Origin of the sequence: Paenibacillus sp. SYP-B3998, from assembly GCF_010820665.1 — a bacterium.
Classification (GTDB): Bacteria; Bacillota; Bacilli; order Paenibacillales; family NBRC-103111; genus Paenibacillus_E.
In genome coordinates, this window is sequence record NZ_JAAIKC010000003.1 from 423,188 (window position 1) to 446,189 (window position 23,002).

Here is a 23,002-nt window from a genome sequence, read left to right on the forward strand (position 1 = left end):
TTATACGATGTCAGATAATCTTTCTCAACATATTTTGCTGGCAAGCGGTCAGTTCGATAAAGAAAAACAATATTGGTTACAGCTGCTTCAACAAACCGATGTTGTATCGGGATTTCCCAAAGAAGAGCTGGCTGGAAAATCCGCTGAGCGAACTGGGACATATTCTCAAGAAATTCCGTTGCAGTTAATAGAGAAGATAGACAAAATAGCTAACAAGTCGAATATTGCGCGCTATATGATTTTATTATCAGGCATCAAGTATTTGTTATCTGCATATACCGGAGAAGCCGCTGTGATCGTGGGTATGCCGATTTTCGCGCAACAAGCTCAGCAAGAAGAGCTGCTGAATCCATTGGTGCTCTTAAAAACAAACTATGATTCCACATTAACGTTCAAGCAGTGGTTGGGCCGCATGAAAGAAACCGTTTTAGCTGCTAACGAGCATCAAAACTTTTCTTTCGCGATAGTAGCGGAACATCTTCAATTGCCAAAGACGGCAGAGGGGCTCCCTACTTGTTCAACGATCGTAAGGTTGGATGCTATTCATGATGTTTCTTACCAAGCTGACGTTGGCTCACTTGCGACCTTTTCCTTTTTGACGAGTGCTGAGAGGTTGACCCTGCAAATCACATACGAAACGAACCATTATAGTGATCGAATCATCCAGCAAATAGCAAATCATTTTGAGGCGTACCTAGAGAAAGTCCTCAATGAACCAGACACTGTAATCGGAGACATCGAGCTGCTATCCGAAGCTGAGCGGGAACAAATCCTCGTTGGATTTAACGAACCCTCAGCAGCTGAGGAAACGGGGAGCAAGACATTTACCGAAATGTTTGAACAACAGGTTATGAAGACGCCCGAGAAAGTGGCACTTGTTGTTGGGGAAGAGGAATGGACGTATGCGGCTTTGAATGCGCACGCCAATCGATTGGCTCGTTTGTTGCAAGCCAAAGGCGTACAACGCGAGACGATCGTAGGGATTATGGCGCGTCGCTCCGCAGATACGGTCATTGGGGTACTAGCTGTCATGAAGGCTGGCGGGGCTTATCTTCCAATCGATCCTACCTATCCATTGGGGCGAATCTCTTATCTGTTGCGAGATAGCCAGGCGCAATTACTGCTAACACAACGTGAACTGCAAGGACAAATCACAGAGTTGCTCACGGGTGGCCAGGCGGAAGAGCAATTCGAAGCGGCTGGCTTCAGTGGGGACGTGCTTTACTTTGAGGATGCGTGTTTGGAGGCGGGAAATTCCGATAATTTAGGACTTCTGGGCGGGCCAGAGGATTTGGCCTACGTGATCTATACATCTGGGACGACGGGCAATCCCAAAGGCGTCATGATCGAGCATCGGAGCTTCGTTAACGTAGCAACGGCCTACCGAACGGTCTATCAATTAAATCAATTTCCGGTGAGATTGCTGCAGATGGCGAGCTTTTCATTTGACGTGTTTTCGGGGGATCTAGCGCGTACATTCGTGAGTGGCGGACAATGCGTCCTCTGTCCAGAGGACGTGCGGGCCGATATCCCGGGATTGGTGAAGCTCCTACAAGAACGGGGCATCACGATCTTTGAGTCAACGCCGGCGCTGATTACTCCGCTATTCGAATATGTGCAGGAGCAAGGAATCAATCTGCATGAATTGCAAGTTGTTATTGTCAGCTCGGATAGCTGCTCGGTTGAAGAATATGACAAGCTTCAAAGGCGGTTCGGTAGGCATACTCGGATTCTGAACGTATATGGCGTGACCGAAGCGAGCATAGACACGAGCTATTATGAGGAACCACTGGACAAGCTGCCAGGCGCGGGGTATGTCCCGATTGGCAAACCGATGCCGAACATGCAAATGTATGTCGTCAACGGCCGTGTGCAATTGCAGCCCATTGGCGTGCCAGGGGAATTGGTCATCGGGGGCGCTGGCGTAGCGCGGGGCTACTACCGGAAGCCGGAGCTAAGCGCAGAGAAATTCATAGCGAATCCATTTGTTTCGGGTGAGAAATTATATCGGACAGGCGACTTGGTAAGGTGGATGCCGGACGGCAATATCGAATATTTGGGTCGGATCGACAACCAGGTACAATTGCGCGGTTATCGCGTTGAGCTGGGCGAAGTGGAATCGAGGCTGCTACAGATCCAAAATGTGCGGGAAGCGGTAGCCATCATACGGGATGATCAGCAGGGAGAGCGGTATTTATGTGCGTACGTGGTGGCAGGTGAAGAGCTTGCTATTTCAGCTATGCGGGAAACTTTGGCGAAGAGCCTGCCTCACTTCATGATCCCGTCGTACTTTGTACGAATGGACCAAATGCCTTTGACGCCGAACGGCAAAGTAGATAGGAAGGCGCTACCTGCACCAGATCGAGCAGATGGCAACATGTTTTACGTCGCACCTGTGAGCGAACTGGAAGATAAGCTTGCCGTAATCTGGCAGGATGTGTTGCGGTTGGAGCGTGTAGGCATCTGCGACAATTTCTTCGAAATTGGCGGTCATTCTCTGAAAGCTACAGCGCTGGTATCCCGCATTCATCAGGAACTGAAGGTGAATGTGCCGCTGCGAGAAGTGTTTCTATCTCCAACGGTAGAGGGCTTGGCCAAGGTGATTGCAACGTTAGGCGGCAACGAATACACTCCGATTCCGCCAACGGAGAAGAGCGAAACCTACCCTGTCTCATCTGCGCAAAAAAGAATATATCTGCTTCATCAGCTTGATACTGCCCATTCCGCCTATAACATGCCGAATGTTTTACTGCTTGAAGGAAGGTTGGATCGGCAACGGTTAGAACATACATTTACTCACTTAGTCGAACGCCATGCCTCTTTGCGAACCTCGTTTGAGCTCAGCAATGGAGAGCTAGTCCAGCGAGTACATTCTCAAGTGCATTTTGACGTGAACTTTGTCGAAGATGAGGAAAATGAGGTTCCGACGCTCATCCGCCAGTTTATTCGTCCTTTCGATTTGGCATCTGCGCCGCTATACCGCGTAAGTGTCATTTGCATCGGGGAGCAACGTCATATTCTACTAACCGATATCCATCATATCGTTAGTGACGGCGTTTCTCTGCAAATACTGGAGCAAGAATTCTATCAGCATTATAAGGGTATTTCGTTGCCAGAGCATCCCTTGACATATGTAGATTATGCGGTGTGGCAGCAAAAACAACAAAGCTCGAAAGAACAGAATGCTCAGGAAGCTTTCTGGTTAGAAGCCTTTTCTGGCGAGCTTGCCGTACTAGAATTGCCGACAGATGAGCCGAGGCCTGCGGTTCGCAACTTGGCAGGCAAGCAAATTATTTGCCATGCGGATGCCAAGCTTACCGAAGCGCTTCGACAGTTGGCGCAGCAAACGGGAACGACACTTTATATGGTATTGCTTTCAGCTTTCAGTGCCTATTTGTCCCGTATAGCGAATCAAGAAGAGATTATCGTTGGTACTGTATCGTCGGGCAGATCGCGCTCCGAGCTAGCCAATATTGTAGGTATGTTCGTCAATACGTTGGCCATCCGCAGCTTTCCAGAAGCGGACAAATCATTTTCATCCTATTTGTATGAAGTGAAACAAACCTTATTGTCGGCTTACGAACATCAAGATTATCCATTTGAAGACTTAGTCAGACAACTCGGTATTCAGCGTGATCCTAGCCGAACAGCGATTTTCGATGCGATGTTCACTATGGAGGAAATGCTTGATTCGGATTCGATGTCTGGTGAATTGAGCGTCAGCGTGTATCCTTCCGATCATCCGATTGCACAGTTTGATTTAACAATGACCGCGATGGAACTGGAGAAAGACATTGCCTTCCGAGTGGAATATTCCAGTGCATTGTTCCATTCGTCAACTGTAGAACGTTGGGTGAAGCAGTTCCTTCTATGGCTGGGATCCATAACACAAGAGGCTGCTATGCCAATTGGACGCATCGAAGTATTATCTGATTGTGACAAGCATCAATTACTGGTCGAATTTAATCAGACGAAATCGGATATTTCGCACAACCTCACCATTCACGGTTTGTTCGAGGAACAAGCTGAATTACAGCCTAACCATCCAGCCGTCATTTGCGGAGAAGTCTCGCTTACTTTTGCACAATTAAACCAAAGGGCAAACCGGTTAGCTCGGATTTTACGAGAAAAAGGCGTGACAGCGGATCGTATCGTTGGAATTATGGTAGAGCGATCCGTGGAGATGAACGTTGGATTGCTTGGCATATTAAAAGCAGGCGGCGCTTATTTGCCAATTGATCCTTCTTATCCGGATGAGCGTATAAAATACTTATTAACCGACAGCGGGGCCGAATTGCTCATTACTCAAACTGGCTTGCAGCATAAGGCGGATTTTTCAATTGATATGTTATTCCTGGACGTGCTTGAACAGGAAACGATTGGTGAAGTAGATCGCATAAACCTGGAACCGACGATGACTCCGAACCATTTGGCTTATGTGATTTACACGTCGGGAACAACCGGCATGCCAAAAGGGGTCATGGTTGAGCATCGCAGCGTAATGAACTACCTAACATGGAGAATTAGAGAGTATGGGTTCAATAGTTCCCATCGGATGGTTCAGCTCTTTTCCTTTGCTTTCGATGGCTTCTTGTCTTCCTTTTTCGCTCCCTTATTGGCAGGCTCAGCTTCCATTCTGCTGGAGGACGCTGGAGCCAAAGATCCGCTCGTTATACGCAAAGCGATTATCGACCATGGTGTTACCCATTTCATGTGCGTTCCAAGTTTATACGCAGCACTTATGGAATGTATGAGTAGTGAAGACAGCCAATCATTAAAGATCATCACGTTAGGTGGGGAAGCTGTCCAGCAGCGCTTAGTTAATCAGCACAATTTGAAATACGGACACATTGAATTGACCAATGAATACGGCCCAACTGAAAATAGCATTGGCGGCAGTATCCTTCGAAATCTTCAGCTCGATAAGCTGATAACAATTGGCCGTCCGATCACTAACAATCAGATGTACATCTTGAATGCCGATTATCGTTTATCACCGATTGGGGTGGTAGGTGAGCTGTGTATTGGCGGGGCCGGTCTGACCAGAGGGTACAGAAATCAGCCCGAGCTAACCGCTGCGAAATTTGTTGCGAACCCCTATGTTCCTGGAACGTTGATCTACAAAACGGGGGACTTGGCGAAATGGTTGCCTGACGGACGGATCGAATACATGGGACGCGCTGATGAACAGGTCAAAATTCGCGGCTACCGGATTGAATTAACCGAAATCCAGTCCGGATTTTTACAAATCGCTGGGGTCAATAAGGCAGTTGTTACCGTACTTACAGATGACTATGATGTAAAACACCTTTGCGCCTATTTTACCGCAGATGAGTTCGTAACAACCGAATATGTAAGAAATTCGCTGACAAGCTTGCTGCCCAACTATATGATTCCTTCTTATTTCGTTAAGATAGACAGCATTCCGCTGACTTCTAACGGGAAGGTAGATCGGAAATTGCTGCCGATTCCTAACCTTACATTGGGGAGCAGGACGGGGACAGTGGCTCCCAGAACTCCACTCGAAGAAGAGCTTGTCCGGATGTGGGAAGAAATATTGGAGATCGAGCCCATCGGTATTCAAGATAACTTTTTCGAATTGGGAGGACATTCGTTAAAAGCAATGATGCTCGTGGCCCGAGTATACAAGCGCCTGCAATTGGAAGTAGCTTTGACTAGCATATTCCAGGCTCCAACGATTGAAGCTTTAGCCCATTTGCTGCAATCCAAGCACAAAAGCGGCTTTACTCCGATCGTTCCTGCTCAACAAAGCGAGGTTTACCCTGTTTCTTCCGCACAGAAGCGGCTCTATATTTTGCGGCAGTTGGAAGGTGCGGAAGAAAGCTACAATATGCCAGCTGCCTTCTTGATCGAAAACGCGCTGGACGCGCAGCGCCTGAATAACGCATTTATCCAATTGATGGACAGACATGAATCGCTGCGAACCTCTTTTGTAATGGTGGATGGGGAACCGTTCCAGCGGATTCATACAGCTGTTGATTTCCAGTTGGCGTATGGCGACGCCATGGAAGAAGAGTTTCATTCCCTGCTCAAGGCGTTTGTTCGCCCCTTCGAGCTGGATCGGGCTCCGTTATGGCGGGGAGCTTTATATAAAGTAGCAGAAGATCGCTGCATGCTCCTTATGGATATGCACCATATCATTTCAGATGGCGTCTCAATGAACCTAATCACGGAAGAACTATTTAGGCTTTACAACGGTGAAATGATTCAACCTTTATCTTTGCAGTACAAGGATTACGCTTGCTGGCAGCAGGAGATGCTGCAATCGGAAGCGATGGACAAGCAAGAAGCCTATTGGCTCAATTCGCTCTTGGGGCAATTGCCTGTGCTAAGCTTGCCAACTGATTATCCTCATTCGGCGGTGCAAAGCTTCATCGGTGGCGAGGTTGAATTCACCATAAACCGTGAAGTAACGGCAGACTTATATCGGATTGGCCAGAAAGCGGGCGCTACCCTGTTCATGGTATTGTTTGCGGCGTACAACGCATTCCTGTCACGTATTGCAGGTCAGGAAGAAATGATCATGGGTACGGTAATTTCGGGCCGTCCGTCGGTCGAATTAGAAGGAATCGTCGGTATGTTCGTCAATACATTGGCGATTCGTACTTTCCCAGAGGGCGATAAATCGTTTACGACCTATTTACAAGAAGTGAAACAGACTTTGCTTTCTGCTTATGAAAATCAGGACTATCCATTTGAAGAGTTGGTTAAGAAACGAGTCGTGCAACGAGATATGAGCCGAAATCCATTATTCGACACGATGTTTACATTGACGAATAAGAGTGAAGATCAGGATCATGGCGTACGGATTCGTCCATTTTCCTTCGAACATTCCGTTACGCAGTTTGAGCTTACTTTATCAGCTGTAGAAGGGGAAGACACCCTATCCTTCAGCTTTGAATATTCCGCAGCACTGTTTAAACGAGAGACAATCGAACGCTGGAAGGATTTGTTCAGCCAATGGTTAACCTCGCTGACAAGTGAAGACGGGCGCCCAATTGCCGCTATAGATCTATTGACGCCGCAAGAAAAGCAACGTCTGTTGATCGAGTTTAACGATACGGCTATCGACTATCCAGTGGATAAAACCGTCCATCAGCTCTTCGAAGATCAGGTAGAACGTACGCCAGATCATATTGCTTTGAAGTATGGCACAACTCATATCAGCTATCGAGCGTTGAACGATAGAGCCAATCGGTTGGCCAGAGCGTTGCGGCACAAAGGCGTCAAACCTGAAACCGTCGTTGCGATAATGGAAGAACGATCTGTGGACATGATTGTTGGCGTGTTGGCGGTACTCAAGGCTGGAGGGGCATATGTCCCGATAGATCCCGACTATCCACAAGATCGTATTGATTACATGCTTGAGGACAGTAAAGCGTCGATTATATTGACGAAAAGCCGATTTTTACAGGACAGAGTATGGGATGCAGTGGTGTTAGATCTTGCTGAGGAAGCTTTATATGCGGAGGATGGCTCTAATCTAGAACGGGTTACGGAAATGCACCATTTGGCCTATTTCATTTATACATCTGGGTCAACAGGCAAACCAAAGGGCGTTATGAATGAACACTGTAATCTAGCCGCTTATTTGTATACCTTTATTCAGCAGTTTCATATTGATCATCGAGATACGGTACTGCATCTACAGTCGGTTTCCTTTGACGGCGCGGTTGACGAAATGTACCTAGCGTTGTTATGTGGCGGCACTGTATGTATCGCCAATAAGACAGAGGGGCTAGATACGGATTTACTCGAAGCCATCATTGAACGAGAAAACATCACGGTACTATTTTGTTCTTCGCTGCTTTTAAGTGAATTGAATCAACGGTTGTCCGTTAGTCATCCCATTAGACTTTTCTATCCTGGCGGGGATGTTGTGAAGCCATCGTATTACTCTAATTTTACAGATCGTCTTGTGTACAACATGTACGGACCGACCGAAGCGACGGTTACGACTACTTATTACAATTGCTTGGAGCCATGCGGACACAATGTTCCGATAGGGAAACCGATGCCTAATAAACAGGTTTATATATTGGGGCCTCAGGGGCAAGTTCAACCGATCGGCGTACCTGGCGAGCTCTACGTTGCGGGTGTTGGACTAGCCAGAGGCTATTTGAATCAACCCGAACTCACAGAGGCCAAATTCGTGGCTAACTCGTTTGTCCCAGGAGAAAGGATGTATCGGACTGGCGATTTCGCGAGATGGCTGCCTGACGGCAATGTTGAATACTTGGGCAGAATGGATCAGCAGGTGAAAATTCGCGGGTATAGGGTTGAATTGGGCGAAATTGAAGCACAGCTCCACTTGCATAAATCAGTTGATGAAGCAATCGTGCTTGCGGATGAAAGCCCAGAAGGCGATAAACTATTAGTCGCGTATATCGTAGCTGAAGATCGGCAAACCAACGCATTCTGGCGGCAATATTTGGCTCGATCGCTGCCATATTTTATGGTTCCGAGCGTTATCATTCAGTTGGATGAGATGCCTTTGACGCCTAATGGAAAAATCGATAGAAAAGCTCTTATTTCCATACGTACTATAGCAGACGAGGAAGCTGCCTATTCAGCGCCTCTGGATACAACCGAAGTGAAGCTTGTCGCGATTTGGGAAGACATACTGGGCAGAGACAGAATTAGCCGAACCGATCATTTCTTTGAACTTGGCGGTCATTCTCTTAAAGCGATGGCGGTAGTCAAGCAGGTCTATCAGCAATTTCAGGTTCACATGCCATTGTCTCAAGTATTCAAGCTGCCGGTTCTACATGATCAAGCGATGTACATTCGGAGCCATGAAGCTTCCGTGTATACGCAAATCGACCTTGTTGAAAAGAGAGACGTTTATCAGTTGTCATCCGCGCAGAAGCGGATGTACATTTTGCATCAGATGCAGCCGACGTCCATCGTCTACAATATGCCCGATGCACTGCTTATCGAAGGTAATTTGGATTTTAACCAAATGGAACAGGCGCTGCGGAAGCTTATTCAAAGGCATGAATCTCTGCGTACTTCATTCATTCGGGTTGAAACGGAGCCTATGCAGCGAATCGATGACGAGGTGAGCTTTGTATTAACCTATCGCCAGCTGGAGAATGTAATCAACTCCACGACAGACATCGAAGCTACTATGGCCGAAATGATGAAAACATTCGTGCAGCCTTTTGATCTCAAAATGGCTCCGTTATTCCGTGCAGAACTGATACAGCTGAATCCGAATCAACACATTCTTCTTCTCGATATGCATCACATTACCAGCGATGGCATGTCCAACGATATTCTGATGGATGAATTGGGAAGTCTGTATTCGGGCGAGCACTTGCCGGAATTGCCGCTTCACTACAAGGATTATTCGGTGTGGCAAAACAAGCTGACTGCGGAGGGTGAGCTAGACAAACAGGAAGCCTACTGGCTGAGCCAATTCGCGGGCAGCTTACCTGTTATCCAGTTACCGACGGATCATCCACGTCCTAAGGTATCGGATAACCAAGGCGATTCCATCCAGTTTAGTATTGATGAGGCCTTAACAATGGGGCTTCGTAGGTTAGCGGCCGAGACGGGTGCGACGCTAAATATGGTTCTTTTGGCAGGATACACCTTATTATTTCATATCTATTCGGGGCAAGAAGACATCGTTGTTGGAACGCCTGTTGCTGGGAGATTACACCCTGACCTCGATAAAATTGTCGGCATGTTCGTCAATACGCTGGCGATTCGCAGTCAGCCGTCTAAAGAGCATACAATCCTAAGCTTTATCTATGAGGTTAAGAGAATTTCGCTCCAAGCCTATGAGAACCAAAGTTATCCCTTTGAAGATCTCGTGAAAAAGGTAGTTACAACCCGCGAAGCCAATCGCAATCCGCTGTTCGACGCGATGTTTACTTTGCAAAGTGCGGATACTGACGTACTCCCGAATATGTCGCTGCCCGTGCAGTCATTGAATATCAACGTGAAAACAGTAAAGGTAGATTTGACATTGACAGCTAAGGAAATAAATTCAGACGGCATGATATTCGACATCGAATATGCCACTGCGTTATTCGAACGACATACCGTTCAGCGGATGGGTCGACATTTGGTGCAAATTATGAACACCATGGTTAATCGGCCAAGTGAAAAGCTCTCAAATATCACAATGATAGACGCAGAAGAGAAGCAGCAGGTTTTGGAGATTTTCAATAATACGAAGACGGATTATCCTAGGCATCAATCACTAATTAGCCTCTTTGAGGAGCAAGTGGAAAAATCCTCTGAACAAGTAGCAGTCGTGTTCGGTGATGATAAGCTTACTTATCGGGAGCTTAACCAAAAGTCCAATCAAGTAGCCGGCGAACTATTGGATAAGGGCATACAGCCAGGAGGCATCATTGCAATTCTGATGGACCGCTCGATCGATATGATCACAGCGATCTTGGCTGTTTTGAAAACAGGAAATGCCTACTTACCGATTGATCCAGAGTATCCGCAGGAACGTATACAATATATGCTTCAAGACAGCGGATCTCGCTGCTTGCTGACAATCGAGGCTCTATTCTCACAAACAACGTCATCTGTGGACTTCTTGACGACCATCATTATGCTGGACGCCATGGAAGTAGGTAAACAAGAAACCTTACCTGTCATCGTACCTCGAAAAGGATCGGATCTTGCCTACGTGATGTATACTTCCGGCACGACTGGAAAACCAAAGGGAATCATGACGACACAAGCGAATATTACCCGAGTCGTGAAGGGAACGAATTACATTGAGATCGGGGAAGATGATGTCGTAGCTTCATTGTCTAATTATGCTTTCGATGGGTTTACCTTCGACTTCTTTGGAGCTTTGCTAAACGGCGCTACGCTTGTAATCGTACAGAAAACCGATATTCTTGATATCAATCAGCTCAGTCGAATCCTCATCGACCAACGAATTACCGTTATGTTTGTCACAACCGCTTTATTCAATCTGCTTGTGGATACCCGGTTGGACAGCTTAACGCATCTGAGGAAAATTTTGTTTGGCGGAGAACGCGTATCCGTGAATCATATGCGCAAAGCTCTTGCAGCTCTAGGCGCTGGTAAACTCCTTCATATGTATGGACCGACGGAGAGTACCGTTTATGCGACGTTCTATCCTGTAGACGAAATTGCTGCCGAGGCAATTACGATTCCAATCGGTAAGCCTCTTAGCAATACGGAAGCCTATATTCTTGGTGCAGGAGGGCAGTTGATGCCAATTGGCATCACAGGGGAACTTTGCCTTGCCGGGGACGGATTGGCATTAGGTTACCTGAACCTACCGGAGATGACAGCGGAGAAATTCGTGGTGCATCCTCTGGAGTCCGGCAGATTAATCTATAAGACCGGAGATTTAGCGAGGTTCTTACCAGATGGGAATATCGAGTTCATAGATCGTATCGATCACCAAGTTAAGATTCGCGGCCACCGCATCGAATTGGGGGAAATTGAGAGTCGGCTGTTGGAGCTTCACTCTTTGAAAGAAGCGACTGTTCTCCTATTTGAGAAAGCAGGAGAAAAATCGCTTTGTGCTTATTACGTAACGGATTCCCTTAGTTCGATAAGTGAAATTCGGGAAGAGCTAACCAAGAGCTTGCCGGAATATATGATTCCTGCTTATTTTGTACCGCTAGCGAAGATGCCCTTAACTCCAAACGGTAAAATCGACCGTCGGGCTCTACCAGAACCTACATTGGCTCATGCTGCTTCCCACGAACAAGCTAAGCCGCAGAACAAAATGGAAGAGCAGCTAGTAGCCATTTGGATGAAGGTACTGGCCAAAGATACGATTGGGATTCACGATAATTTCTTTGAAATTGGCGGACACTCTCTGCTTGCTACCAAGCTTGCTTTCGATATTTTCGATGAATTTAAGGTGAAATTCCCTTTGGTCGAAATCTTTAACCACCCGACAGTTCACAAATTGGCTGAATTCGTAGGCACTTTACTTCCAGCAGAAGAAGAGAGAGAGAGGGACGAACAACTGCTTCTCCTGAAAGAAGGCACTGACAAGAACAAGCATCTCTTCTTCATTCATGCGGGGGATGGCGAAGCGGAGCCTTACGTTCCATTTAGCCGCTATTTGTCCGAAAGCTTCCAATGCTGGGCAATCAAGGTTGCCTCGCTGCAGGATCATGAACCCGTCCCGTTATCAATTGAAGAGCTTGCAAGATCGTATGTTGACAAAATCCGTAAAGTACAACCTGAGGGCAGTTACTATTTGGCAGGATGGAGTATTGGGGGGACGATTGCCTTCGAAATTGCCCGATGCTTGGAAGAACTGGGCTTTACGGTTGGATTTATAGGGATGTTCGACTCTCCGTTTGTGCAGGGAGAAACAGTAGAAGGCAACTCATTTGAACAAGTATCGGAAATGAAGCTTTTAGCGAATATGTTCGCACCATTTATACATTCACCGCTTGTATCGAGATTATTGGAACATACCGTTCGTTCAGAGCAGGTGTGGCATACCTTCCTAACATTGGCAGAGAAAGAGCAAGTAAGCGATGAACTATTGGCGATGCTTCTATCTAATAAGGAGCTAATTGCGAGTATGCCTGAGGTGGAGAACTGCAAAAGCTTGTCTGAGCTTGTAAAGATCTACAACGTATGCCGCTCGTTAACTTACGCTCGTGATCATTATGTTGCTGCCAATCGGATTGAAGCTAGATTGGACTTCTTCCAAGCGTCGACGAGTCCAGTGGAAAATATGGGCGCGAAATGGCGTGATCTGTCTGCTCAGCCAGTCATCATTCATGAAGTCGTGGGAGATCATTACTCCATGTTCCGTATGCCTCTGCTCCATGGACTTGCGTCCACATTTGATCGTGTACTTATGGATACTGTATTTGCTTACAATCGTGAATAAGAAATACCGTCGAATACTTAGTACCCCATACACAACGAGGAGGACGACATGAATCAACCTATCACATGGGACGGATTAAATCCGTTCCCTCTTTACCGGCAAATGCGCGATACGAATCCCGTGTACAAAGACACCAATCATTCTTGGAATGTGTTTCGATATGAGGATGTGAAGCAGGTGTTGAACGATCATAACACCTTTTCTTCCCAGGTTTCTTTTGAGGAGAGAAGCATACTATCTATGGATCCTCCAAGGCATCAGAAATACCGTTCAATGGCAAGTCAACTGTTTACACCCAAGATGTCCATGGGAATTGCTCCGCGCATTTCTACAGTCGTGAAGGAATTAATCAGTGCTTTGAGGGGACAGGAAGAAACAGATCTTGTCCGGAGCCTCTCGATTCCGCTGCCTCTTCATGTCCTGACGGACTGGTTAGGCGTTCCTCCCGAAGACAGACTCCCTTTTCAAAGGTGGTCTGAATTGGAAGTGAAGTATAATTCATTTACCGGCGGCATGGACGCCTATGAGAACGAAAGCGAAACGCTTCAAAATGAGCTTTGCAGCTACTTCCAATGGATGATTGATAACCGACGTAGGGAGCCAAAGGACGATTTGGTTAGTGCACTGCTGTCTGTTAAAGCAGATACAGGCGGATTTACCGACGGAGAATTAGTTGATTTTTGTTTCTTGCTTATTATTGGAGGAATTGAGACGACAGCACACCTTTTGACGAATACGGTGCTTACACTAGATGAACATCCAGAGGTCATACAAAGGATTGGTAATGATCCAGATGCTGTTTCCAAAGTTATTGATGAAGTTCTGCGGTATCGTTCACCCGTTCAATCGACGTTCCGCATCGTTCTTCAAGACATTGAAATAGGTGGCCATTTGATTGGCAGGGGAGAACCGATAAACGTTTGGTTAGGAGCAGCAAATCGGGACGAACGGGTATTCGACAACGCGGAAGCCTTCGATATTGATCGTAAAAACAACACAAACCACTTGGCATTCTCGAGCGGCATCCATCACTGTCTTGGTGTTCATCTGGCAAAATTAGAAGTGAAAATAGCCATTACCGAATTGCTTACCCATTTGAGCCGATTTGAGCGAATACGCGAGAAGGAATTAGTGCCGATTCATAGTACTGTACTGCTTGGGCTGGAAAGCTTACCAATTAACTACAAATTCGTAGAGACAAATTTTCGCTAACCAAACCTCACCGAATTCTTACAAAAAACGTAAGTAACCAGTGAAACAAGTAAAGTAATAATCATCGTATATTGAATTGTACTGTGCCTTTCGAGTCGCCTAGCGATAGCTTGTGCCAAAAGAAAACATATCGAAAGTGAAGCTAGGGTCGGGTGCGAAATGCACTCGACTTTTTTAGTCCGCCTCATAATCGCATAATCTAGGTGGTTCATTTTCAATAATATAGACAACCCGAGATGCCCGAGATGCTGGAAGACCCATCTAGAAAACGGGGAAATCAGTGTGCAAGCTGCAGTTGGATCCTTTTCGGGAGCTAGACGAAGGATGGAGATACATGCATGATATTTTATGGACAACCACTACCTTGTTTGATAAAGTGAAGAAAACAAATACCCATAGAATGTTAGGAAGTGAAGCGATGAAAATTGCACTTTTGATCGTCGATATGCAAAAAAATTCCCTGCAAGACCATCCTGTGGCAAGCGCATGCGAGTATATTAATCATGTTGCTCAAATTCTGCGTTCCAGCGGGCATCAAGTCATTCATATTCAAGATGTAGAAGATGCCGAGGTTGTTAGTCCAGAACTGCTGGAGTTCATTCCTGAGATTCAAATGGAGAATGATGACCTCATTGTGAAGAAGACTTTCTCCAATGCTTTCTGGAAAACAGAATTAGAACAAATTCTGCTCGATCGTCAGATTGGCCTTGTCGTGGTAGCAGGTTTTGACGCCGGGAATTGCGTCTTATTTACATACAATGGAGCGATTGAACGCGGGTTTAAGGCAGCCATTTTACAGCGTGGAATTTTGAGTGCAAAAGAAGATCTTATTGCCCTTACATACCGTGATCGCCATGTTATTTCGTATCCGATCATTGAGTTCATGGTTCAGCAATCATAAATCAACTAAACGGAATAGCCCATCATTAGGCTGCCGAGTGAGCTCTCGGTAGCCTTGACACGTTATATTCAACTTATTTTCACCGATTGTCGACCGTATGCGGCTGTTCCTCACCAACGAGGGAATACCAAAAGGCTCTGGGCGCTTGTTCACACAAACGCCTGCCACCAGGGATGCCGCCGTAACTTTTTTGTTTAATGGGATAATATTGTTCTCAAAAGCAATCGACAAGAACTTTATCTCATTCCCGACGAGTTATAACTAATACCAAGCTTTAGTTACAACTGGCTCGAAAATAGCTATAGTGGAAGCTGATTTGCACGCTATAAGGATTATCCAGTAAGGCTTCTTCGCCGAACTTCTTGTCGTATAGCTTATAACTATCATATAATAGTAAATAAATATAATAGTTAATAAATATTTTAATCTATAGGCTTATAATTGATCCAGAAAAGGTGTGTGACTAGGTCGCGCCCTGTCTTGCTGTAGCGCCTAAGCAGGAGCGCCTACTTCCTTTCTGCAAATTTTAGGGTATAAGGATGGTAAAAATGAGCAACAGAGAAACTAAAACAGACGTCATCTTAATTGGTGCCGGAATCATGAGTGCGACTTTAGGGACACTTCTGAAAGAATTAGTACCGGAATGGGAAATTACAGTGTTTGAGAAGCTCGAAAATGCAGGAGAAGAAAGCTCTAACGAATGGAATAATGCAGGAACAGGGCATGCGGCACTGTGCGAGCTTAACTACACTGTCGAAAAACCAGACGGATCTATAGATATTAGCAAAGCTATCAAAATTAATGAACAGTTTCAGCTTTCAATGCAGTTTTGGTCTTATCTTGTAAACAGCAAGCTGATACGTAATCCGCAGGACTTTATCATGCCAGTGCCTCATATGAGTATGGTACAAGGGGAACAAAATGTAACGTTTTTAAAGAAACGTTTTGAAGCGATGTCAAATAATCCTCTGTTTCAAGGGATGGAATTTTCCGATAACCCTGGAAAACTGATCGAATGGATTCCACTTATTATACAAGATCGTCCATCGAATGAACCTATTGCGGCAACAAAAATCGACTCTGGAACTGATGTCAACTTTGGTGCTTTAACACGCATTTTGTTTGACCACTTAAAGAGTAAAAACGTCGATTTCAAATACAAACATAGCGTTGATAATATGAAACGTACTAGTGACGGCTCGTGGGAATTGAAAGTACGAAACGACAGCGGTAATGTCGAACGCCATACTGCAAAATTCGTCTTTATCGGAGGCGGGGGAGGAAGCCTGCATTTACTGCAAAAATCCGGTATTCCTGAAGGAAAACATATTGGAGGATTCCCGGTAAGCGGAATATTTATGGTGTGTAATAATCCGGATGTTGTAGCGCAGCATCATGCAAAGGTATACGGCAAAGCTAAGGTTGGAGCTCCACCAATGTCTGTTCCGCATCTTGACACAAGATTTATCGACAATAAAAAATCGTTGCTATTTGGACCGTTTGCCGGCTTCTCACCAAAGTTTTTAAAAACCGGTTCAATGTTTGATTTGGTAACTTCCGTAAAACCGGATAATCTCGTAACTATGTTGTCGGCAGGTGCAAAAAACATGTCATTGACAAAATACCTGATCGAGCAAGTCATGTTATCGAAAGAAAAGCGCATGGAAGAGTTACGAGAGTTTATCCCGAGCGCCAAAAACGAGGATTGGGATTTAGTAGTAGCGGGCCAACGTGTGCAAGTTATCAAAGATACTGAAGCTGGCGGCAAAGGTACACTTCAATTTGGTACGGAAGTTATTAGTGCCGCTGATGGCTCGATTGCAGCATTACTAGGTGCTTCTCCAGGTGCTTCTACTGCTGTTCACGTTATGCTTGAGATCATTAAAAAATGCTTCCCGCAACATATGAAAGAGTGGGAACCGAAAGTTAAAGAAATGATTCCTTCTTATGGCGTATCACTAATGGAAAATCCAGAGCTTCTGCACGAAATTCATACTTCAACAGCAGAGACACTTGGTCTAAGCGAAAAAGAGCTAGCCTATAGTTAATTATTTGGATGTAGAAACAAAGGTATTTAATGAAAAAGTTTCAGTTACATTTTTCATCAATGGATAATCGTTTCTATGATGAAGAGATTGAAAAGACAATGATTAAAAAAACAGAAATACAATAAAAAATTACTTAAAGAATCTTTGATCTATCTATAGATTGAAGATTCTTTTTTTTAGAAATTCGCAGTTAAGCGTTATGCAACATGTTTTGCTTCATTGGTTCAACGTACAACTAGCCCGGAATGTGTTGGGTGACAATAACATTACCTCATTAAATACCGCGTAAATCGCGGTTTTTTTGTTTTATGGGATAAAGTTGCTGTCACGACCAATTGACAAGAACTTTATCCTATTCCCGATTTTGACTAGAACATTATCTCATTCCCGACGGAGGTATTCTGGAAGTAAGTTCCTTATCCATCATTAAACTAACCGGAGGATCGTTTAATCCCTTGCGAATACGTCTAAATAGGAATAATTTGCAAACTTCGCAAATATATCTTTAGCCGAAACCCTTGCTTGATATGAAAGAACTAAATTTAAGTTACCATTCATTAAGCCGTCTAGTGTAATACGTTTTTTTCTATATATGGTTGAATCTTTCATTATTCTTTCATTTGGCTATGTTAGTCTTATATTATGAATGTTATCATTCCGCCCACGAATTGAAATCTCCAGTAACTCGGAAAAGTCTGAAATCGCATCCTCAGCCAGTTTGACAGCCTTAGCCTCATCAACATGCAGCAGCAATAGGGTTTCAGCAAATCTCGCGAGATTCCACGTGGCAATATGCGGCTGATTGCCATAGGCATAGCGACCATCAATGTCATTGGAACTAAATACCGTTGCTGGGTCATAGTTATCCATGAAAGCGCAAGGATGCAAACAGCAAAGCGGTAGCCGTTTTTTATATAGCTGGGATACAATTTGGGATTGTGGTAAATATCCCCAAATACCAGGGAGGATAAAATGAGGCTCAATATCGAACCATCGGCATCTAAGAAGGCGAGCTATTATGATGTGCAGAAGCTGTCCTCCGGTTCCCGTACCGATACGCGCGTGCTGCCTTTGATACTGGAACCGCAGCAGCTCAGCAACTGGTGCTGGGCTGCCTTGTCTGCCTCCATAGGCCGATACTATGGCGCTGTGGACATGGGACAGCCGGAAATCGCTGGCAAGCTGCTGGCGATGGACTGTTCCCGCCATATGGAGGAACCGGAGGTTGCTACCGCCTGCAACACGGTTGCGATGCTGGATGACGCTTTGCGGCTTGTCGGCTGCTTCAGCCATTGGAGCCCCGCCAAGCCGGCGTTCGAGCGCATCGCCATGGAGATTGATGCCGGCCGTCCCGTGTGCTTATGCCTCGAATGGAAATTCGGCGGTACGCATTATGCCGTCATAACTGGTTATTCCGCGCGAGCGGGAGACGTGTACATCGAGGACCCGCTTCATGGCTCATCGGTGCAAGCGTATGCTTCATTTCCCGGCGGCTATTTGGGATCGGCTGGCTATTGGCGAGGCACCTATTGGACGCAATCACCCCTGAACATGGAAGGGAGGTGATGTGGAACTTTCTGGTTGAGCAGGGCATACAGGCATGCAGGCTTACAGTTATACTGTCGTAAGCTTTCAGCCATGCAGCCAGCTATCAGCGATACTCACGTATTGAGGAGATGAAGGTATGAGTCAATTTGATGTAGCGATCGGCATTAAAAAAGAGACGCTCGATCAAGGCGCAAGCCAGTTGTATGCGGATCAGCAAGTGAGAAGCCGGATCTTTAAAGGAAGTACCGAGATTAAAGGAGGGACGGCGTCCTGGGACATTCAACAGGCTCCAACCTTCACACTAGAAGCCCCTCCCCAGAACCGTTGGAATCAATCGATCGACAGCTCTGGGGGGAATCCCAAGCCGGAAGACCGACCGGTCGCCAATGCATTTCAACTGGTATTTCCCCAGTTTGCTGCGCAATATGTCAAAGGGAAGTCCACCGTGTCCGGTACGACGGAGGTCGTTGTATTTGCGACGCTTGATGAACAGCAGGACAATTCGAAGCTGACGATAAAGCCGGTAGCGGTCTGGCTGGATGAAAGCAAAATGACGGGCTGGGATAAGTTCGTATTGAACCAGATCATCCTGACCCAAGTGTTTGTAAAGGCTAGCGAACTACTATCCGGTTTATCCATTCCGATCTTGCATTTTTCTAAACAAGGCATTCAACTGGATTTCACCCCGCCCTTAATTACCGTAGCCGATCAGTTGCTGTTAATGGCAGCCAGCTTGAAAAGCAAAGGCAGCGTCGATATCACCGGCGTCAGCTGGCCGGATAAGCCGCTGTTTTTCCTGCTGAGCCGGGATGTGATTCAGTCGGCGGCGCAGCAAAAAGTGGCGACGATGCCGCCTTATTCGGACAGCGGGAAATACGGTGTATTAAGCTACGAGTTCAGCGCTTCGCTGCGAGGCGTGGACGTATCGCTGGATGCAGGCAACGCGCCGCACGCAAGCGCGAAGCTGAACTATGATTTTTCGGGCGCTTTAAAGCCTTTTGGTGCAGGGGGACCCTGCGCCATTAGCGCAGGCGGAAAATCCTTATAAAAGAAGAGAGGGGGTAGAAACACATGAATGTAGATGTGGCGATCGGTTTGAACGAAGATTCGATGAACCGTGTGGCGGTCTCTCTGTTTAACAAACCCGGCCTGCAGAGCAAACTGTTCAGCGGATCGCAGAAGTTGAATGTGTTGGGTGTGAACATGACCGTGGGCTGGCACGTACAGCAACCGCCGATCATCGATTTAAAGGCGCCGTCCGGCCAGCAGTGGCAAGCGGCTGTGAAAATTGACGGCACCACGCCGCAACCTGAGGCGAATGCTTTTGTGGCCCGGTTTAACAACCTGCGAGTCACGCGTACCCGGGTCGATACGGGGGAAGTTTCTGAGGCGGTGACCAGCGTGCAGGCAATCTGCACGGTTGCGATCAGCCCTTCCAACAAGCTGACGCTGACGCCTGTTGCTGCCGTCGTTGACCTGAAGGACAGCAGCCCGCAGGATCAGACGATTTATAAGCTTTTTCTCATTCCCAAAGTGCTTCAGATGGCAGCCACCCTGCTGACTGGCGAGCAAATTCCGAATTTGGATTTTCAAGGGGTCCAATTTGGCCCGGTTGTGCTGGCGGTTGGCAGCGGCAAGCTGGTTGCAGCCGCAAGCTTACCCGGAAGACCAGTTCCGGTGATACCGGATCTTGCTGGCTTTCCTGACGGTGCTTTCACCGTTTTGCTCAGTCCCGACGCTTTACAGCAAATGGCGAGTCGGGGCGTGCAGACTTTGCAGGGCAAATCAACAAGCACATCCGGCAGTGAAAACTACGGTATATTTAAGGCCAATTACGGCGCAAGCGTCACCTTGCGAAATGTGGCGGTTTCCGTAAATCCGGCCAACTTGACGACCGTTCATGCATCGCTGCATGTGGCAGCTGCTGCGGGTGCGGGCGTAGACGTTTTCGGGGCGATTGGCGATACGATCGCTGACGGTGCCAAAAAAGTTGCCGACGGCGTCGTTGATACGGCCAACAAAATTGCGGATGCGTTCAGCAGCTACTAAGTTTATGGCTATGCCATTTTGAAAGGAGAGAACCCGAGATGTCCGAGATTGGACTCAATTATTCGGCTTCTACGCAGCCTTCTGATGTCGGAGCCGACATCGGCTTGAGTTTTCAAGATACGACCTTAGTGGCTACGATCGAACATATTGACAACTTTATCATTAGCCTGACGCCGTCCGGCGGCGTATCGGAACAAATCGTTTCCGGTGTCGCCTGGCCGCTCGCACAGCTGCTTGGCGCAGTCCTGCCGCCGCTGGCAACGTCGCTTTTCGCTGGCTTCCATTTTCCGCTCATCACGATATCGCCCACTACACAGAAGGTAGACGGTGAGGAACTTCAGATAACTCCCGGTCAGCTGCAGCTTGTTAATTTTAACAATATGCTCCTGATTCAAGGCAATGTGGATATCGTCTGACGCAAAAAGAGAGGGTGTTCACAATGAGTTTTCTTAGTTATAACATTCAAATCGCTCCCAATCCGGCCTTCCATCTGTCTTTGAGCGCAGCTCCGGATAGTGTCACCATGAAGGTGGATAAGTACGACAATTTTTCCGTGAATGCCCAGGTTACGAACGTGGACAGCGCTGAGAGCATTTTTGCCAGTGTGATCACGCTTGGGTCGCTTAAAATTGCGGTGCCGATAATCGGACAAATCATCGAGTCCAAAATCGAGAAAAAACTGAAAGAAGCCCTGGACGAACAAGTCGGTCAAACGCACACGCTGCAGCTTGGCGAACCGCTAGGTTATACCATGGAAGTCCAGGGTGTCAAAGTGAAACTGGCGCTGAATACGGTCAATCTCGCAAATTATAACGGCATGCTGATGGCAACAGGGGATGTGCGGATCGGCCAAGGTTAATGAGCTTCTAGTACCTGGGGGAAGGAAAGGGGAACATGTGATGAACGAACAAATGAAGAAATTTCAGGACGCATGGGAGCGCATGATCGAAAAATCGGGAAACGGGCCGGACTCCGTGACGCCAAATGAACTTGCCAAGCTATCCATGCCGGATTCGCCTGCCTATCCACTGGCAAGGACTGTTCAAATGCCGGAAGGTTTTTCTTACCCTACCGGGACTGTAGGATTTCGCTTAAAAGACCTGTTTGTGGAGGCAGCCGGACCGTACGTTACCGGAACGGAACCGGGAGAGGAAAACAGTGCTTCGCTTAAGCTGAGGCTTGTTCTGGATCGTGTCCAGTTGACGGGACGCTACGTGCTGGAGGTGAAACCGGATCCTGTAGTGACTTTGGATACCGCAGGCAATTTGATGGATTTGCCAGAGGTAAGCTGTCGTCCGCTGGCGGCGGGTTCCGGCGGAGACGAGGACCCTGTCGACCCACAGGTTGAGCAATGGCTCGATCAAGCGCGGGAACAGAGAAAGCGGCTAATGGATACCGATAATGGCATCAAATTGATTGATTTGTATAACGAACATAACGAGGTATATGAGCAAGTATTTCGTGAGTCGCAGGCGATGAAAACGACCTGGCAGCAAGGAGGCGTAACACGAGCTATGTCCGCGGACACTTCTGAAGCAATCGATGGCAATTCTGATATAAACGACAAATTGTACAAACGATCCGATACCGGTGAAGCCGTAAGCTACAACGCGCACTCGTTCACCCAGCAGTTGGCTGTAGCGATGAATACGGTCATGACAGACCCGAGCTTTGACCCGTTCGAAGCCGACTCGGTTCCGCAAGGCAAGTATTTGGAAGCTTCGAAAGCCGCATTAGCCTTTGGCAAGGCCGTAAAGACCACAGGGAACGATAAAAAGAACGTAAATCCGCTAAAACCGCAAGACGTCTTGGCAACCGTCGATAATCACCAAGGAAGTTTGCCGACGGTCAAAGACGAGGAGGTCGTCAATTTGCTCCAGCAGGGCGCGGGGCCTGGCGGTAGTGGATCGGACGGCAATTTGGGCTGGACAGTTTTGGATGAGGAGGATCGTTCCATGCTCCGTAATCTGTACGAGGCCAACTTGAAAGAAAGGGCCGAAAAAGGGAAGTTTGCCGGGGTTCCTCTTTTCGAAGGCGTATGCGAGGCGTTCATCGGGTGCGTGGAAGCGGACGTCCATATCTCGGTGGAGCAGACAACCGAGGGGGAAAAGGAGCATTTGCTGATCCCGCGCGTCGTTGTCGATGTGCCGGCGTTTGCGCTCGATTTGGACGACGCCCATTGGTATGGTGCCGTCGGTGAAGTGGCGACCGAGCGGCTGGAGGGCATGCATTTTATCCGCAGTTTGTTGTATAACGCCATCGTGGACCGACTACAGTCTTTCCTGCGAGAGCATGTCGAAACCGTTAACCGGAAAAGTTGGGCTACTTTATGAAAATGACGTTCCCCCAAAATGT

The 23,002-nt window shown here is 47.0% G+C and carries 11 protein-coding genes and 1 pseudogene; 10 read left to right on the forward strand and 2 right to left on the reverse strand.

Features of this window, described 5'->3' with window-relative positions; genetic code table 11:
• Window positions 1–7: 7 nt before the first annotated feature.
• The 3 genes from GK047_RS12440 (at window position 8) to GK047_RS12450 (ending at window position 15,002) form a co-directional block, all read left to right on the forward strand.
• Window positions 8–12,889, forward strand: a complete 12,882-nt coding sequence (locus GK047_RS12440; protein WP_163946513.1) for a non-ribosomal peptide synthetase — start codon at window positions 8–10, stop codon at window positions 12,887–12,889.
• Between the two features lie 48 nt (window positions 12,890–12,937).
• A complete protein-coding gene (locus tag GK047_RS12445; protein WP_163946516.1) occupies window positions 12,938–14,101 on the forward strand; it encodes a cytochrome P450 in 1,164 nt (387 codons plus the stop codon).
• Between the two features lie 334 nt (window positions 14,102–14,435).
• Complete coding sequence (locus tag GK047_RS12450; protein ID WP_481855999.1) at window positions 14,436–15,002, forward strand: cysteine hydrolase family protein; 567 nt, start codon at window positions 14,436–14,438, stop codon at window positions 15,000–15,002.
• Here GK047_RS12450 and GK047_RS12455 read toward each other — a convergent pair.
• Entirely contained in the window at window positions 14,997–15,233 is a 237-nt protein-coding gene (locus tag GK047_RS12455; RefSeq protein ID WP_163946519.1) for a hypothetical protein, read from the reverse strand. The two genes, GK047_RS12450 and GK047_RS12455, sit on opposite strands and share 6 nt — an antisense overlap.
• Window positions 15,234–15,550: 317 nt before the next feature.
• Here GK047_RS12455 and GK047_RS12460 point away from each other — a divergent pair, with 317 nt between their 5' ends.
• The gene (locus GK047_RS12460; protein ID WP_163946522.1) at window positions 15,551–17,050 is read left to right on the forward strand and encodes a malate:quinone oxidoreductase; all 1,500 of its coding nucleotides are present in this window, start codon (window positions 15,551–15,553) and stop codon (window positions 17,048–17,050) included.
• A 681-nt stretch (window positions 17,051–17,731) separates the two neighbouring features.
• On the opposite strand, the pseudogene GK047_RS12465 reads toward GK047_RS12460, so the two are convergent.
• A pseudogene (locus GK047_RS12465) lies at window positions 17,732–17,932 on the reverse strand (protein adenylyltransferase SelO family protein); the annotation flags it as partial.
• A 90-nt stretch (window positions 17,933–18,022) separates the two neighbouring features.
• On the opposite strand from GK047_RS12465, the gene GK047_RS12470 reads away from it, so the two are divergent.
• The 6 genes from GK047_RS12470 (at window position 18,023) to GK047_RS12495 (ending at window position 22,980) form a co-directional block, all read left to right on the forward strand.
• Window positions 18,023–18,616, forward strand: a complete 594-nt coding sequence (locus tag GK047_RS12470; protein WP_163946525.1) for a papain-like cysteine protease family protein — start codon at window positions 18,023–18,025, stop codon at window positions 18,614–18,616.
• 118 nt (window positions 18,617–18,734) lie between these two features.
• The gene (locus GK047_RS12475; protein ID WP_163946529.1) at window positions 18,735–19,646 is read left to right on the forward strand and encodes a hypothetical protein; all 912 of its coding nucleotides are present in this window, start codon (window positions 18,735–18,737) and stop codon (window positions 19,644–19,646) included.
• A gap of 353 nt (window positions 19,647–19,999) precedes the next feature.
• Window positions 20,000–20,647 carry a hypothetical protein gene (locus GK047_RS12480; RefSeq protein ID WP_163946531.1) on the forward strand — a complete coding sequence of 216 codons (648 nt, stop codon included), beginning with the start codon at window positions 20,000–20,002 and terminating at the stop codon, window positions 20,645–20,647.
• Between the two features lie 38 nt (window positions 20,648–20,685).
• Window positions 20,686–21,063: a hypothetical protein gene (locus tag GK047_RS12485; protein ID WP_163946534.1), complete on the forward strand. Its 378-nt coding sequence runs from the start codon at window positions 20,686–20,688 to the stop codon at window positions 21,061–21,063.
• Window positions 21,064–21,077: 14 nt separating this feature from the next.
• Complete coding sequence (locus tag GK047_RS12490) at window positions 21,078–21,506, forward strand: hypothetical protein (protein WP_163946537.1); 429 nt, start codon at window positions 21,078–21,080, stop codon at window positions 21,504–21,506.
• On the forward strand, window positions 21,484–22,980 hold the full coding sequence (locus GK047_RS12495; RefSeq protein ID WP_163946540.1) for a hypothetical protein: 1,497 nt from the start codon (window positions 21,484–21,486) through the stop codon (window positions 22,978–22,980). The genes GK047_RS12490 and GK047_RS12495 overlap by 23 nt, the downstream gene beginning before the upstream one ends.
• Window positions 22,981–23,002 lie beyond the last annotated feature (22 nt).

What these genes read in the sequence shown, in the direction of transcription:
- GK047_RS12440 (WP_163946513.1), top strand. Translation starts at nt 8, where the DNA reads ATGTCAGATAATCTTTCTCAACATATTTTGCTGGCAAGCGGTCAGTTC.
- GK047_RS12445 (WP_163946516.1), top strand. Translation starts at nt 12,938, where the DNA reads ATGAATCAACCTATCACATGGGACGGATTAAATCCGTTCCCTCTTTAC.
- GK047_RS12450 (WP_481855999.1), top strand. Translation starts at nt 14,436, where the DNA reads ATGCATGATATTTTATGGACAACCACTACCTTGTTTGATAAAGTGAAG.
- GK047_RS12460 (WP_163946522.1), top strand. Translation starts at nt 15,551, where the DNA reads ATGAGCAACAGAGAAACTAAAACAGACGTCATCTTAATTGGTGCCGGA.
- GK047_RS12470 (WP_163946525.1), top strand. Translation starts at nt 18,023, where the DNA reads ATGAGGCTCAATATCGAACCATCGGCATCTAAGAAGGCGAGCTATTAT.
- GK047_RS12475 (WP_163946529.1), top strand. Translation starts at nt 18,735, where the DNA reads ATGAGTCAATTTGATGTAGCGATCGGCATTAAAAAAGAGACGCTCGAT.
- GK047_RS12485 (WP_163946534.1), top strand. Translation starts at nt 20,686, where the DNA reads ATGTCCGAGATTGGACTCAATTATTCGGCTTCTACGCAGCCTTCTGAT.
- GK047_RS12495 (WP_163946540.1), top strand. Translation starts at nt 21,484, where the DNA reads ATGTGCGGATCGGCCAAGGTTAATGAGCTTCTAGTACCTGGGGGAAGG.